Here is a 14,241-nt window from a genome sequence, read left to right on the forward strand (position 1 = left end):
TTTACCTCCTAAAAGTATCTATTGATCGGCACTGCACCCCGGTTCAGGGATGATAGCCCTCCAGATTCGGTAGTTGCGGTACAGCCGCCTCCTTCGTTACTACATCTTATGCAGCCCATGGGCGAATGACATCCCTATATGCAAAAAAAATCCTTCCATGCTTGGCATGAAAGGATTTTTCTCTATTCGCTTTTGCGAAACTACTGTACTATTCCCAAACCTTATAGCCGTCTTTATCAACCACATTGCGGAACTCTTCCAGCAATTGCAGGGTAATCGGCCCGGCCTGGCCGGAACCGATGACTCTGCCGTCGATCTCACGGGCTGCAATCACTTCCGCTGCTGTGCCGGTGAAGAAGACTTCATCAGCAATATATACGTCATGCATAGTGAACGGTTCTTCCTTAAGCGGTAAGCCCAGTTTCTCACATAGCTCAATAATCGCCAGACGGGTGATTCCCTCCAGGGCACCCAGGTAACAAGGCGGTGTATAGACTACCCCTCTTTTGATAATGAAGATATTATCGCCGGAGCCTTCGGTTACATAACCCTGGGCGTTCATCATGATCGCTTCATCGGCTTCCGCCAGATTCGACTGGATCTTCACCAGAATGTTATTGAGATAATTCAGCGATTTGATCTTCGGATTCAGCGCATCCGGGATATTGCGGCGCTGGGACACCGAAACGGCACGAAGTCCGTTCATATAAGCCTCCTCCGGGTAAATGGCCAGCTGCTCAACAATGATAATTACACTTGCTATGGGACAACGGCGCGGATCAAGACCCAGGTTGCCGGGACCGCGTGATACGATCAGCCGGATGTACCCGTTGCGCATGTCGTTAAGGCGGATAGTCTCAGCCATAGCTTCCAGCATCTCATCATAGGTCAGAGGAATGTCCAGCATAATCGACTTCGCCGAATCATACAGCCTGTCCAGATGCTCCTTACATTTGAAGATGTTGCCGTTATAAATACGGATACCTTCAAATATTCCATCTCCATATAAAAAGCCGTGATCGAATACGGATACCTTTGCATTCTCTTTCGTTACATGTTGTCCATCCAGATAGATCCATTGCTCAGCCATGAACTTACTGCACCTCCGCTTTCTCTTCCTCATAAGTGTATGTGGGATAGGACCCCAGAATCCGTACCTGACAGCCCAAGGCTTTGATCTCTTCAATCGCCCCTGGAAGCAGTACCGATTCTATCGGCTCCAGCACATCAATATAGAAATAATAAGTACCCAGTTTCTTCTTCGTGGGTCGTGATTCAATACGGGACAAGTTCAGCTTCCGCCACGAAAAAGCAGCCAGCACCTGATGAAGCGCACCAGGAAAATCCTCCGGCAGTGTGACAAGAATACTCGTCTTATCTCCGCTGCTCTTCTGCGGAAGCTCCAGCTTCTGCGGGCCAACCAGTACAAACCGCGTGTAATTGTTGTTATGGTCTGTAATCTGGCGTTCCACTACCTCCAGCCCGTGCGTAGCGGCTCCAAGCGAGGTGCCGATGGCAGCCCAGCCTTTGCCGGGATTACTCTTCACAATCTCCACCGCTTCAGAGGTGCTTCCGACAGACTCCAGCTCAGCCCACGGCATAGCCTTGCGGATGAACTGCGTACATTGCGCCATAGCCACCGGATGGGACAGGATCTTGACCATCTTCGTATAATCCTTGTCCCCATTCTCCTTGGTGAATTCCTGCGGATGACTGATCAGATTCTGTACTGACGGGAAAATCCACTCCGCCTGCATCGGCAGGTTCACTTCATTAATGAGCCAGTCGATATGCAGGCTGACCGAGCCTTCTATCGTGTTCTCAATCGGAATGACACTGTAATCAGTAACTCCGCCAGCCGTAGACAGAAAGACATCGGATATAAGCTTATGGTGCTCAATATGAACAGGGTTACCGCCAAATAAATGCAGCAGCGCTTCATGCGAGACTGAGCCCTGAGGCAATACCGCTATCGATTTCATGACTGTAATTCTCCTTTTATCATATCCAAAAATGATTCGTTTTGCATCCCGTTTCTTTCAAGCAGCTCCGCAGTGACACCTGTGGTGCATGGGGACAGCCATACGGTACGGGCAGAAATCCCGTTCTCTTGCATCGTCGCTGTCAAAAACAGCTCCAGCTCCTGCTTCCGCCGCTCGCTGCGGTCCACCATACATAACAGGGTCGGGCCTGCACCACTAAGCGCAATCCCGAGCGCGCCGTGGCCCGGAGCTTCAGCCAGCAGCTTCTCCATCCCCGGCACTAACGGTGCACGGTAGGGCTGATGCAGCCGGTCCTGCATCGCTGTGCCAATCAAGTCCAACCGGCCTGCGGCTAACGCTGCGGTGAGCAGCGAGGTACGGCTGATGTTGTGAACAGCATCGCTGACCGTAACCTCCGCAGGCAGTACGCCTCTTGCCTTGACGGTCTCCAGCTCGAATTCAGGGATGACCACAAGCACTTCAAGCTCCTGAGGAGGCTCAATCCGGATATAATCGGCATGCTCGCCGTCCCACACGGCCGTAATAATTCCCCCGAAGAGCGAGGCTCCGACATTATCGGGATGCTTCTCAATCGCGGTAGCCATATCGAACAGCTTCGCCTGACTCAGCGGTGAACCAATCATAGCATTTGCCGCAGCCAGCGCGCCAATAATGGCTGAAGCACTGCTGCCAAGCCCGCGGGTCAGCGGGATTTCCGAATACATGGAGATGGACAACTCCGGAACCTGGACTCCGGCCTCTGCAAATACCATTTGAGCGACCTTGTAGAGCAGATTGCTTTTGTCCCGGGGAACGCCGGCCATCTCATCTCCGTACAGATGAAATACCGTTTCAGCGGCTTCCTCCATTTCAATCCAGGCGTACAGCGACAGAGCCATGCCCAGCGTATCGAAGCCCGGACCGAGATTGGCGGTACTGGCAGGGACCTTCACTCTAGACCTTCCGTAAATACTCATGGCGGGTAAATCTCCTTCATTATATTTGCGCGCAAGCCCTATGTTCCATGGACGCCTGCGATATTTAGCCTTCTACACGGTAATGGCTTTTGATGCGGTGAATGACGTTCAATTGCTCTAAATGCCGCATTACTTTATTCATACTCGCCTTGCTGGCATTGTGCGTTACAATAATGATTTCCGCATCCGGATTATTAGTATTAGCCTGCTGCACTACGGAATCGAGACTGACGTCATATTCGGCAAACACTTGAGTAATCTTCGCCAGCACACCCGCTTTGTCATCTACGTGCAGGAGGAGGAAGTTCTTGTAGAAGATATCCTCATCACTCTTCAGCTTCTTCTGCTTATATGGCACAATCTGCTTAAGCCCGTTGACACCCAGCTTCAGGTTCTTGATGACCGCCACGAGATCCGCCACAATGGAGGTTGCTGTAGGCATCGCCCCTGCCCCCGCACCGTAGAACATCGTCTCCCCTACAGCCTCACCATATACATATACCGCATTAAACACACCGTTCACGGAGGCAATCGGGTGGTTCGTACGGATCATCGTAGGCTGGACGCTAATGCTGAATTCCTCATCCTGGCGTTCAGCGATCCCCAGCAGCTTCATCTCGTACCCTAGCCGTTTGGCAAAAGCCATATCCTCCTTGCTAACGCCGGAAATCCCGCTTACACTGACATCGCTCAGCTCCACATTGGTGCGGAAGCCCAGCGTGCCCAGAATGGCCATCTTGCGGGCCGCATCCAGCCCCTCCACATCGGAGGTCGGATCAGACTCGGCATACCCCAGCTCCTGTGCTTCTTGCAGTGCATCAAGGTAAGACGCGCCTTCCTGGCTCATTTTACTGAGAATGTAGTTGGTTGTCCCGTTCACAATCCCCATAATCTTCATAATCTTATCCGAGGAAAAGCCTTCGATCAGGGTGCGGATAATCGGAATGCCTCCTGCCACACTCGCCTCATAGAACACATCGCACTGCTTCTCCTGCGCCTTCGCCAGAATCTCCGAGCCGTGCAGGGCCATCAGATCCTTATTGGCGGTTACGATATGCTTGCCGCGCTCCAGTGCCTCCAGAATATACTCCTTCGTCCCTGCGATCCCGCCCATGACCTCAACAATGACATCAATCTCCGGGTCACGGATGACTGCCCATGGATCATCGGTAATCTTCGACGGGTCCACCTCGATATCACGCGGCTTCTCGGTATTCTTCACGGCAATACGTTCAATAAGAATCGGCGAACCCACCTGGCTGCTCAAATCCTCCTGATTCCCTTCAACAATACGGACAACGCCCGTACCCACTGTACCCAGACCCAGCAAACCAACTTTGACCGGCTTCATTCGTATTCTCACCCCTGACCAATAATTAACGCACGCTTCACACCCGGAATTGCCTTGAGACTGTCCAGCAAATCACCCAATTCTTCATTCAGATGGGAAATCTCGACAGAGATCACCACGTTGGCCCGCCCCTGAAGCGGAATACTCTGATGGATCGTCAGCACATTCGCCCCGTGGACAGCTACAGAACCGAGCACCTTGGACAGCATGCCTGACTCGTGCTCCAGATCAATCGAGATCGTAACAATACGTTCGCGCTCCAGCTGATGAATCAAGTGTATCCCATCTTTGTATTTATAAAAAGCACTGCGGCTAAGACCGACCTGTTCCACGCCCTCGTGTACGGTTTTGGCATCTCCTGCTTCCAGCAGTTGCTTAACCTGCATGGTCTTCAGCACCGCATCGGGCAATATGTCCTCCCGGACCAAATAATAGCGTTCTTTCACGAACGTCCTCACCCCAAAGACTTTTGTATGTACATAGTGGACATTATACGGGATTGAAGGCTTTTATTGCAATAACTTTCTGCAAACCAAGTTGAAAAGGCTGTCCCCCCATCATCTAGGAGGAACAGCCTTCATCTGAGTACCCCGCTCAGCTGTAAGCAAGGGTCGTCCCGCAGTAATCACAGCTTGTGGACTGGCCGGGAGCGACCGTATTCTGCGCGCCGCAGCCCGGACAACGGACAGATTTGGGAAGCTGCTGCGCTCTCGGCTGCTGATATAACGGCTGTCCCCCAGGTGTTGAAAAGGGCGATGCGGCCGCTTGTCCCGCCGGGGCTTGAGGCTCCGTATCTGCTCCCTCATGGAAGAGAAGCCCGGAGTCCAGCACTCCATACTTTTGGAGATACAGCAGATCTCTGTTCACATCTCCTTCGCTCTGCCCGGTGCGGTCAGCCAGATTACCGGTATAGCGGACTCTGTCCACCGCGATAAGATGTACATACTGATTGGCGAGCTGTGAGAAGCGAAATCTGGCTTTGGCTGCACTTCTGGCAAATACGGCCGCAGGCAGAAGCGTTATCAATGAGAACATAATTAACATTCCAATCAACGTACCCGTATCAACAGCGACTTCACTGAAGATGGAATTGACGACAATTCCCAACAACTGCACGAAGCCGCCCACAAACACATGATGCATCAGATTATAATTGACAGCCTTGCGGTAATTTTTGTAATGGGTCGTGATTATGCGTACCAGCGCAAGCACAAGTCCCAACGGCATAAACAAATATCCGGCGCCGATAGTTACAACATCAAAAGTGGTCCGCTCATACTTAGGCAGACTATCAGAGGGCTGCCCTTCCCGGCCCGGCAACAGTCCCCCCAACTCATTCCCTATCCCCATTGCTGTGTATTCCTCCTATTTAAGCGCCGCCAGCTCCAGGTTACGCCGCTGGAGCGTGCCGGCAATACTTTCGGTTAATTCCTCTGTCTCCGTGTCCCAGCGGGCCGGCAGCTCCTTCAGGACAAGCAGCAGAGCCACATGGTCATGCAGCAGAGAGATCTGCTGCCTAATGATGTCTTCCGTTGCGTACAATTCCGGTCTCGATACCGGGTCACTATAGCGGAATTTCTCCTCCAGAGCCTCGATCAGCTCCACCAGCCTGCCCGCCTCAGGATGCTTCCAGGTGCCGGCAATCCCTCTGATCTCATGCAGCTCCTGCATGTGAGTGCGCAGGCTCCGCGAAGCGTCAGCAGCCCTACGCTCCCCGGAGGCGGCATTCCAGCCATATCCCCCTGTAGCCACAAGTACGATGGAAGCTACAATCAGGATCAGCAGCTGCTCTCCTGCATACCAGAGCGGACTTAGCTCCAGAATCCAGTCCAGCAGAATAGCCGAAGCAAGTACCGCAGCAACATAGAGGGCCATAATCACGGTTCCGCTGATGAATACTGGTGAAGTCCGGCCCGCTTCAGGAGCACGGCGCAGCCAGATCATGCAATATATATAAACCACAGTCTCTGCCATACCTACAGCAAGCAGAGTCACTACGAAGCGCAGCAGCGATTCCGAGAATTCAAACGTGAAGAAGGTACCCGCAGTAACTGCCAGAACAGCAACATAAATGCCAGTAACAAGACCCGTATATGACCTCTGCTTCTGCATCCCGCTCACCTGTTAGCCGCTCTGGTACCGCACTCTGGACAGAATTTCTGTCCGGGCTTCAGCTCATGCCCGCAGCCTGCGCACTTCAGAATCAGGCCTTCACCGCAATGCGGACAGAATTTGGCACCAGGGATGACCGCCTTGCCGCAGCTATGGCATACCTCATTCTCAGCCTCCGGCGGGGTTTGCAGACTGCGCCCGCAGCCGGTACAGAAGCGTGCATCTGCCGGATTAAGGGTCCCGCAGCCCGAGCAGGATTTAGAAGCAGCATCCGGCGCCGGCTGGCTGCCCGTACTGCCGTCCAGGGACATGCTCCGGGTCATCCGGGTGGCTATCTCAGCCGCAGGTCCGGCCAGCCCGAAGCCCATGCCGAGCCCCAGCCCGGCATTCATCATGCCCGCGCCTATATTGCCCGGATTGCCTGCCGCCTCCTCCATCGCATCAAAGCTTCGTTCCTGCTGATAGGTGAAGCCGATAATGTCCATCTCTGCTTTTTTGGCCAAGGCTTCCTTGAGACGCTGGGTTGCCGGATCATCATCGGGAATATTGATCGAGTCAATATAGAAGTTGTTAAGTTCAATACCGCTATCCAGGAATGAGGAGGACAAGCGCCCCTGAATATGCTTGGAGATTTCAACCACGTAGGCGTTGATCTCCAGGATGCTGATTTTTTTGTGCACCAGATAAGAAGAAATGAGTTCATTGATATTAGACATCAGCAGGCCGCGGAAATAACTCACCATCGTATCCTGATCGAAGACCGGCAGCGTCCCCACCAGCTTCAGCAGGAATTTGCGGGGATCTTCGATTCTCACTCCGAACTGCCCGAAGGCGCGGACCGCCACCATGAGTTTGTACTTGGGGTCTTGCAGTTGCAGCGGGGCGCTTGTTCCCCACTTGACATTCATAGAGTTCGTCTTGTTCACGAACCAGATCTCTGCGGTAAAAGGGGACTTGCCGCCGAACGGCAGATTCACCACATTCGACAGAATCGGAATATTCGCTGTGCTTAGGGTATGGCGTCCGGCCGTGAAGGAATCCAGCGCCTCTCCGCCCTTGAACAGAATCGCTTCCTGGGATTCATTCACAATCAGCTGTGTCCAGGTACCCAGCTCCTGATTCGGATACTTCCAGGCGAAGACGCCCGGAGGCCCGTCATATTTGACTACTTCAATAATTGCCATCTATCCATCCCTCTTTCTTGACAGGTATGTATGATATACGCAGATTACACCCTTTGGGTTCAACTTAACGTCCCTGACCGCATTCAAAAAAAGGCCGCATCCCCTCTCGGAAGATACAGCCGGTAAACTTGCTTCTCTATTAATAGTAACTGCTATTCTCTACAAATTCAAATTCAAAATCAGCAATCCGCACGATCGTACCTTCTACGGCGCCGCGTCTGCGCAACTCGGCATCCACACCCATGTGACGCAAAGTACGGGCCAGCTTAAGAATAGCATCATGTGTGCTAAGCTGCATCCGCTTAATCATCCGCTCAATGCGCGGACTGTTGACCACATAGGCCTCGTTATCACGGGTAATTGTGAATGAGTTATCCTCTTCTGCTTCCAGCTTATACACCTTGCGCTCTTTGCCAGCCACTTCTTCAACCACCGGAGCCACAGGAATACTGTCAAGAATATCCGTAGCACGGTAGAGCAGTTCCTGAACTCCCTGACGGGTCAGTGATGAGATCGGCATAATCTCAAGGTCCGGACGAAGCTCCGCGATACGCTCACGGAAGGAAACCAGGTTCTCCTCGGAATCAGGCATATCCATCTTATTCGCCGCCACGATCTGCGGACGGTCAATCAGCGCTGCATTGTATTGCTTAAGTTCATCGTTAATGAGCACCCAGTCTTCAAAAGGATCACGGCCTTCCGAGCCGGACATATCCACGACATGAATAATGATACGCGTGCGTTCAACATGGCGCAGGAACTCATGTCCCAGCCCCACTCCTTCACTCGCGCCCTCAATCAGTCCCGGCAGATCCGCCATTACAAAGCTGCGGCCGTCTCCGACAGCAACTACACCCAGATTCGGGGTAATGGTGGTAAAGTGGTACGCTCCGATCTTCGGCTGAGCAGCAGATACAACCGATAGCAGCGTAGATTTCCCTACGCTTGGGAAGCCTACCAGTCCTACATCTGCCATAACCTTGAGCTCCATGACCACGTAACGCTCCTGGCCCTCTTCGCCATTCTCGGCAAGCTCCGGCGCCGTATTGTTCGCTGTTGCAAACCGGGTATTCCCCCGGCCGCCACGGCCGCCACGGGCCACCACAACCTGTTGTCCATGACGGGTTAAATCGGCCAGGATCTCCTGGGTATCATCATCAATCAACACAGTTCCAGGTGGAATACGCACGATCATATGATCGGCGTTGGCCCCGTGCTGGCTCTTGTTGCGCCCCTTAATTCCCTTATCAGCCTTGAAGTGCCGCTGATAACGGAAATCCATCAGGGTCCGTAAGCCTTCATCCACGCGGAAAATCACATCTCCCCCGCGGCCGCCATCTCCGCCGGCAGGACCGCCATCCGGTACATACTTCTCACGGCGAAACGCTACGAGACCATCTCCGCCGTCCCCGCCTTTTACATAAATCTTAGCCTTATCTACGAACATAAATGTTCACCTTCCTTACATCTCCAGCGGTAACCGCAGTTCCACATAGCCCTTGGCAGGCTGAACCTGCTCCGCCTTCATGATTTTTCCTTGTACTATATTATAAATTTGCCCCTGAAGCAGCTCGGGATGACCTTGCTCTCCCTCACCTTTGAAAGAGATCAGAATGTCCCTTCCCTCCTGTGAAAAGCTGAGCTCAAGCTTCCGCGTGTCTCCATGCGGCGTTATTCCGCTGTACTGGTAAGCCCTAACCGTCTGCATAATTACCGAAGTCAGCTCAGACCCTGCCTCAGGACTCAACTTGTCCTCCAGCTGAAGCCCTTCCTCCACCTGTATGTCCAGCTCCAGACTGCTTCTGAACGTACGGAAGGATTGGAGGTAGAACACCAGGGAAGGCACTCCCAATTTGGCAATACGGCTGTCGAGCGCAATACGCTCCTTTATTCTTTCCACACATTGTACGGATTTATCAGGCTTGCCCAACTGGATATATCCGTAAAGCACCTGCAGATCATTCATCCAGTCATGACGATGATGATTCAGTGTCCGGTTTGCCGCCTGCTGCAGAGTATTCTCCTGTATACGCAGTTCCTCTTCATATTGACGCCGGTTGTAAACAAAGCTGAATGCAAGCACTGCCGCTACCCAGACTCCGAGCAGCAGGCATGTGAAAAGGGAGGTTTGCCAATACACGAGACCTAAAGGAAACACTGCGGATAACATGACTGCCCAGACCTTACTTTTCCAGGATTTCATTCTTTCTCCCCGTCCCTCGGTTCGCAAAATTGATTCCAATGTAAGCACTGCTCATCTTGCTTCATATTCACCATTTTCCAGTATAACACAGGCTTTCTCCGCAATCACCAGAATCCCCCCACAAAGTGAGGCTTAAGCTTCGATGCTTACTCAGGTACTGTGCGGGGACCCCGAAACAATTTCAAAAAAAGCCCCCGGCACTCATGCCGGAGGCTTCTCATCTTCATAGGTTCCGTAAGCTTACGCTTCCAGTGCCGCTGCTACCGGAGCGACATCCACCGGATACACGCTCACTTTTTTGCGGTCGCGTCCCCAACGTTCGAACTTCACTACGCCGTCCACAAGTGCGAACAGTGTGTCATCTTTACCAATGCCCACGTTCGTGCCCGGGTGGATTTTGGTTCCGCGTTGACGAACCAAGATGTTGCCGCCGGTTACTGCTTGACCGTCAGCACGTTTCACGCCAAGACGTTTGGAGTGGGAATCACGTCCGTTTCTTGTGGAACCTACACCTTTTTTCGATGCGAATAATTGAAGATCCAATTTCAACATGTTGTCAACCTCCTTCTTCAAATAATGACTTCCTGTATCTGAACAAATTTTCTGTAAGATTTAGCGATATCCTTGAGCATTAGCACCATGGATTCCAGCAAAAGCTGTACCTTGGCGGAGACTTCGGGATCATTCACGGGAACCAGGGTTCCGCTTAAGAATCCATCCTTCATCGAAGTATCCAGAACGACACCGGTCAGGCTCTCAATCGCATTCACAGTTCCAACGGTAACCGTCGAAACACCCGCGCAGACGATGTCTTTCCCATTCCTAGCGTATTCCGCATGCCCCTTGACGGCAAAACCGACAATGACACCCTGAGCAGAAGCCCGTGTAATCCGTACGTTAATCATTAACGCACCTTCTTACGCCTGAATCTTCTCGATAGTTACTTTGGTGTACGGTTGACGATGGCCTTGTTTCTTGTGGTAGTTCTTCTTAGGTTTGTATTTGTAAACTACAACCTTATGACCCTTACCATGCTTCTCGACTTTGGCTGTTACAGACGCGCCGCTTACCAGCGGAGTTCCTGCAGTCAAACCACCTTCGTTAGAAACAGCCAAGACACGGTCAAACGTTACGCTTGCGCCGTCTTCAGCTTCCAGCTTCTCAATGAACAAAACATCGCCCTCTTGGACTTTGTATTGTTTACCACCAGTTTCGATAATTGCATACATTGTACTTGCACCTCCTCATGTCTCAGACTCGCCTAGTCAAGGTGGCAATCCCCGGAGGAATTACACTTCATCTACCCGATCGGAGCGGTTACAGCATGTGCAGGAATGGAACAACCAAACACATACTTGAAGATATTATCATACATATTGGTCCAAGTCAATATCTCCCCACAAAACATATACATCCTATCGTCTCTCGCCTACTCCAGCCATGTTCCAACCTTGCCTGTACCGCCGCAGCACTGGCAGATCACCGGGGCAAATCCGGCGGAATCATGTCTGGCCTTCTTACGGGTCATCTCCAGCAGACCGAGATGGGTCCAGCCGAGAATATGGGTCTTGGTCCGGTCCCGGCTGATGATGCTCTCCAGCTTGTCCGTCACCTGCCTGCGGTGCTCTTCCCGTTCCATATCAATGAAATCAACAATAATAATGCCGCCCGTATCCCGGAGCCGGACAAGCCGCCCGATCTCCTCTGCAGCGAGCAGATTGGTCCGTGTTACCGTATCCTCAAGGTTCGTCCCGCCGGTGTACTGGGCTGTATTGACGTCAATGACGGTCAAGGCCTCTGTCTCATCCCAGATGAGTGTAGCCCCGCCTTCGAGGACGATTTTGCGGGCAAAGCTCTTGTGAAGCTGATCCATCACCCCGTAAGCGGAGAAAATGGACTCCTGTCCCCGGTAGAATCCCACAGGCTTGTACCCTTCAGGAGCCATATCTGTAAGGAAGGCTTCCGCCTCCTTCACCGACTTGGCCGAATCAATCATCAGCTCATCGCGCTGCGGATTGAAGGCATCCCGGATGAACCGCTGGACGATGCTCAGATCACAGTGCAGCAGGGCCGGTGCCGTCACTTCCTTGGAACGCCGGGTAATCACTTCCCATTGTGCCCGCAGAAAAGCCAGATCCCCTTCCACGGCATCCACCGGCTCGTCCTCGGAGACCGTGCGCATAATGAGCCCTTCCTCCCCTTGGCGCAGCCGCTCGCCGATGCCTTTGAGCCGACTGCGCTCGGATTCGCGGCTTATTTTTTTGGAGACCCCGACATATTCGGCAAAGGGCATGTACACCATCCAGCGTCCGGGCAGTGTATAATGCGTGGTTACCCGCGCACCCTTGCCGCCCCGCGGTTCTTTTCTCACCTGGACGACAATCTCCTGGCCGGGCTGCAGCAGCGTCTCAATTGAAGGCTTTACCTCCGGCTGCTTGTCGAGATGGGGATGCAGCACATCATCAACATATAGGAACGCATTCTTTTTCTGTCCGATATCTACAAAAGCCGCCTGCATACCCGGCAGCACATTCATAACCCGACCTTTATAATAACTCCCGACCAGGCCTTGCTGCTGATCGCGTTCAGCCGCATATTCTACCAGCCTCCCGTTCTCCAGAAGTGCCATGCGGGTAATATGCTGTGTACAGTGAACGATCATTTGTTTCATGGCTTCACCTCTGGTTTGAATCAAGCTCGCTTTTACTTTCCGAAATAAGAAGCAATCAGACGCTGCTCCGGCATAACGGCTACGATATCCCTATCGTTGTTCATCACATAGATATAATGATAATGGTTACGTTTAAATAGACGCAATATCTCATCCAAAGGTTTCGCGGAAGCGGCAACTATTGGACGGGCAATGTTCTCCGCCAGCAGATAACGCTCATAGATCCGCTCACGGTTCATCAAAAAACCAACAAACCGGTACGGCAAATTGCGCTGGTCCGTCCAGTTGGAATAGAGCAGAAACGCTCCGATCATCAGCAGGTTAAGCTGGAGGCCGCCCCCGCTCCCCAGCGGAAGAAGTGCGGACATTATCACAAGCAGGCTAGCCGCAATGCTGACTCTGCCGGTCCACAGCAGCGTGTAATAATAGGGGAGCAGCATACTCAGGGCTGCCTGAAGGACTTTGCCTCCGTCCAGCGGAAGCACCGGCAGCAGATTGAACAGAGCGATCATCGCATTGGCTCCGATAAAATAATCCAGATAGGCGATATTTCCATACTCCACCTGCTTAAGCGCCAGCGCCATCAGAATCATAATTCCGTTCTGCAGCGGACCAGCCAGGGCAATTCCGATCTCACGGACAGCCGTAAGCCGCCCATGATCCTCTATAACCGCAACGCCGCCGAAGGGCAGCAGTTGGACCGATCTGACGTTAACTCCGACCAGCAGCGCCGCGCACACATGTCCAAGCTCATGAATAAATACGATCAGGAACAATGTGAGCAGCTCCAGGAACTGTCCGGTAAGCACGGAAACCATGAGAATCAGCACGAAGAGCGGATGCAGTGACAATTCAATGCCGTAGACCCTAATCAAACGATACCACTTCGGCGGGATCAATATAAGACTTGTCTTTCATAATCGCAAAAAAAAGCAACGGGACCCGGGCATCCTCCGTCCCCTGAATCCAGCCTATTTCGTCTCCGCTCTGTACCCAGTCATCCACCGCGAGCCGTGTCCCGCTCAAATGACCGTATTCTGCCGTGATCTCCCCGGTATGGCGGACTGTAATACGGATGCCCCCCCGGGCTTCCTTCGAAACGGCCAGCACCCGGCCCGTATCTACACTTTTCACCGTGACGCTGGCACTTGAATCGTCTGCCGGTACAATTTCAATGCCATTAAGCGAAGTAGCAAAGGGACGTACAATGCTTCCCGCAAGCGGAGCGCTAAGCTCATGAGCGGCTGTCACCTTCTCTGCCGGCACCTGTTCATCTCCGAAAATCGGAATGAAGGACGGGGCTCCATTAAAATGTTCCTCGTACCACACCTGCGCCGCTGCAAAATCCATATCCTTGCTGAGGATGTCTGTAATAAAGTACTGCGCCTTCACTGCCCATGGCTGCTGGACTGCAAAGATGCCCCAGACCGCGCCGAAGACCAGCAGACTGGCCACGGTCCGCCGCAGCAGACCCGCACGGAAGCCCTGTCCCGGTCCCTTACCGCCTTCATCCTCCCAGTGACCCCGCTGCTGCTTCCACATCGTTTCGGGATCGGGCTCAGGGGAAGAGGCAAATTCATTCCTGTCACCTGCCCCCCATTCTCTGAAGGAGGGAGGACTGTCAGGCAACCGGAACCGCTCTGGTGCTGCTCCGGCTGCCGGCTTTTCCTCCAGCAGACTCTGTATACGTTTCTTACGTAGGTTCTTGGACTCTCTCGGGTATTCCATCCTGATCCCTCCGGCGGGCTTGTTTTACTTCTA

The 14,241-nt window shown here is 52.8% G+C and carries 16 protein-coding genes and 1 other annotated feature; all 16 genes read right to left on the reverse strand.

The window, feature by feature from the left end; all coding sequences use genetic code 11:
- Positions 1-208: 208 nt before the first annotated feature.
- Positions 209-1,090, reverse strand: a complete 882-nt coding sequence (ilvE, locus tag NST43_RS23965) for a branched-chain-amino-acid transaminase (RefSeq protein WP_209993957.1) — start codon at positions 1,088-1,090, stop codon at positions 209-211.
- A gap of 4 nt (positions 1,091-1,094) precedes the next feature.
- Entirely contained in the window at positions 1,095-1,982 is an 888-nt protein-coding gene (pheA, locus tag NST43_RS23970) for a prephenate dehydratase (protein ID WP_209993958.1), read from the reverse strand.
- Positions 1,979-2,959: a homoserine kinase gene (thrB, locus tag NST43_RS23975; protein WP_339219820.1), complete on the reverse strand. Its 981-nt coding sequence runs from the start codon at positions 2,957-2,959 to the stop codon at positions 1,979-1,981. Before thrB ends, pheA begins: the two co-directional genes overlap by 4 nt.
- Before the next feature lie 64 nt (positions 2,960-3,023).
- Positions 3,024-4,310: a homoserine dehydrogenase gene (locus NST43_RS23980; protein ID WP_339219822.1), complete on the reverse strand. Its 1,287-nt coding sequence runs from the start codon at positions 4,308-4,310 to the stop codon at positions 3,024-3,026.
- Between the two features lie 8 nt (positions 4,311-4,318).
- Positions 4,319-4,756, reverse strand: a complete 438-nt coding sequence (locus NST43_RS23985; protein ID WP_036698990.1) for an ACT domain-containing protein — start codon at positions 4,754-4,756, stop codon at positions 4,319-4,321.
- 148 nt (positions 4,757-4,904) lie between these two features.
- Entirely contained in the window at positions 4,905-5,660 is a 756-nt protein-coding gene (locus NST43_RS23990; RefSeq protein WP_209993961.1) for a hypothetical protein, read from the reverse strand.
- Between the two features lie 15 nt (positions 5,661-5,675).
- Positions 5,676-6,422, reverse strand: coding sequence for a hypothetical protein (locus tag NST43_RS23995; RefSeq protein WP_339219823.1), 747 nt, complete (start codon positions 6,420-6,422; stop codon positions 5,676-5,678).
- 5 nt (positions 6,423-6,427) lie between these two features.
- Positions 6,428-7,606 (reverse strand): SPFH domain-containing protein, encoded by a 1,179-nt coding sequence (locus NST43_RS24000; RefSeq protein WP_339219824.1) that lies wholly within the window; start codon positions 7,604-7,606, stop codon positions 6,428-6,430.
- A 139-nt stretch (positions 7,607-7,745) separates the two neighbouring features.
- A complete protein-coding gene (gene obgE, locus NST43_RS24005; RefSeq protein ID WP_339219826.1) occupies positions 7,746-9,053 on the reverse strand; it encodes a GTPase ObgE in 1,308 nt (435 codons plus the stop codon).
- A 15-nt stretch (positions 9,054-9,068) separates the two neighbouring features.
- Positions 9,069-9,809: a Spo0B domain-containing protein gene (locus NST43_RS24010; protein WP_339219827.1), complete on the reverse strand. Its 741-nt coding sequence runs from the start codon at positions 9,807-9,809 to the stop codon at positions 9,069-9,071.
- A 240-nt stretch (positions 9,810-10,049) separates the two neighbouring features.
- On the reverse strand, positions 10,050-10,361 hold the full coding sequence (gene rpmA, locus NST43_RS24015) for a 50S ribosomal protein L27 (protein WP_209993966.1): 312 nt from the start codon (positions 10,359-10,361) through the stop codon (positions 10,050-10,052).
- A 17-nt stretch (positions 10,362-10,378) separates the two neighbouring features.
- On the reverse strand, positions 10,379-10,714 hold the full coding sequence (locus NST43_RS24020) for a ribosomal-processing cysteine protease Prp (RefSeq protein ID WP_042139581.1): 336 nt from the start codon (positions 10,712-10,714) through the stop codon (positions 10,379-10,381).
- A gap of 12 nt (positions 10,715-10,726) precedes the next feature.
- The gene (gene rplU, locus NST43_RS24025) at positions 10,727-11,038 is read right to left on the reverse strand and encodes a 50S ribosomal protein L21 (RefSeq protein ID WP_036698983.1); all 312 of its coding nucleotides are present in this window, start codon (positions 11,036-11,038) and stop codon (positions 10,727-10,729) included.
- A gap of 14 nt (positions 11,039-11,052) precedes the next feature.
- Positions 11,053-11,138 (reverse strand) — a sequence feature (ribosomal protein L21 leader region).
- 100 nt (positions 11,139-11,238) lie between these two features.
- Positions 11,239-12,480, reverse strand: a complete 1,242-nt coding sequence (locus tag NST43_RS24030) for an Rne/Rng family ribonuclease (RefSeq protein ID WP_209993967.1) — start codon at positions 12,478-12,480, stop codon at positions 11,239-11,241.
- Between the two features lie 32 nt (positions 12,481-12,512).
- Positions 12,513-13,355 carry a site-2 protease family protein gene (locus NST43_RS24035; RefSeq protein WP_209993968.1) on the reverse strand — a complete coding sequence of 281 codons (843 nt, stop codon included), beginning with the start codon at positions 13,353-13,355 and terminating at the stop codon, positions 12,513-12,515.
- On the reverse strand, positions 13,348-14,208 hold the full coding sequence (locus NST43_RS24040) for a M23 family metallopeptidase (RefSeq protein ID WP_339219830.1): 861 nt from the start codon (positions 14,206-14,208) through the stop codon (positions 13,348-13,350). The genes NST43_RS24035 and NST43_RS24040 overlap by 8 nt, the downstream gene beginning before the upstream one ends.
- Between the last annotated feature and the right edge of the window lie 33 nt (positions 14,209-14,241).

The organism is Paenibacillus sp. FSL H8-0332, from assembly GCF_037963835.1.
Classification (GTDB): Bacteria; Bacillota; Bacilli; order Paenibacillales; family Paenibacillaceae; genus Paenibacillus_AQ; species Paenibacillus_AQ rhizoplanae.

What these genes read in the sequence shown, in the direction of transcription:
- ilvE (WP_209993957.1), bottom strand. Translation starts at nt 1,090, where the DNA reads ATGGCTGAGCAATGGATCTATCTGGATGGACAACATGTAACGAAAGAG.
- pheA (WP_209993958.1), bottom strand. Translation starts at nt 1,982, where the DNA reads ATGAAATCGATAGCGGTATTGCCTCAGGGCTCAGTCTCGCATGAAGCG.
- thrB (WP_339219820.1), bottom strand. Translation starts at nt 2,959, where the DNA reads ATGAGTATTTACGGAAGGTCTAGAGTGAAGGTCCCTGCCAGTACCGCC.
- NST43_RS23980 (WP_339219822.1), bottom strand. Translation starts at nt 4,310, where the DNA reads ATGAAGCCGGTCAAAGTTGGTTTGCTGGGTCTGGGTACAGTGGGTACG.
- NST43_RS23990 (WP_209993961.1), bottom strand. Translation starts at nt 5,660, where the DNA reads ATGGGGATAGGGAATGAGTTGGGGGGACTGTTGCCGGGCCGGGAAGGG.
- NST43_RS23995 (WP_339219823.1), bottom strand. Translation starts at nt 6,422, where the DNA reads ATGCAGAAGCAGAGGTCATATACGGGTCTTGTTACTGGCATTTATGTT.
- NST43_RS24000 (WP_339219824.1), bottom strand. Translation starts at nt 7,606, where the DNA reads ATGGCAATTATTGAAGTAGTCAAATATGACGGGCCTCCGGGCGTCTTC.
- obgE (WP_339219826.1), bottom strand. Translation starts at nt 9,053, where the DNA reads ATGTTCGTAGATAAGGCTAAGATTTATGTAAAAGGCGGGGACGGCGGA.
- NST43_RS24010 (WP_339219827.1), bottom strand. Translation starts at nt 9,809, where the DNA reads ATGAAATCCTGGAAAAGTAAGGTCTGGGCAGTCATGTTATCCGCAGTG.
- rpmA (WP_209993966.1), bottom strand. Translation starts at nt 10,361, where the DNA reads ATGTTGAAATTGGATCTTCAATTATTCGCATCGAAAAAAGGTGTAGGT.
- NST43_RS24020 (WP_042139581.1), bottom strand. Translation starts at nt 10,714, where the DNA reads ATGATTAACGTACGGATTACACGGGCTTCTGCTCAGGGTGTCATTGTC.
- rplU (WP_036698983.1), bottom strand. Translation starts at nt 11,038, where the DNA reads ATGTATGCAATTATCGAAACTGGTGGTAAACAATACAAAGTCCAAGAG.
- NST43_RS24030 (WP_209993967.1), bottom strand. Translation starts at nt 12,480, where the DNA reads ATGAAACAAATGATCGTTCACTGTACACAGCATATTACCCGCATGGCA.
- NST43_RS24040 (WP_339219830.1), bottom strand. Translation starts at nt 14,208, where the DNA reads ATGGAATACCCGAGAGAGTCCAAGAACCTACGTAAGAAACGTATACAG.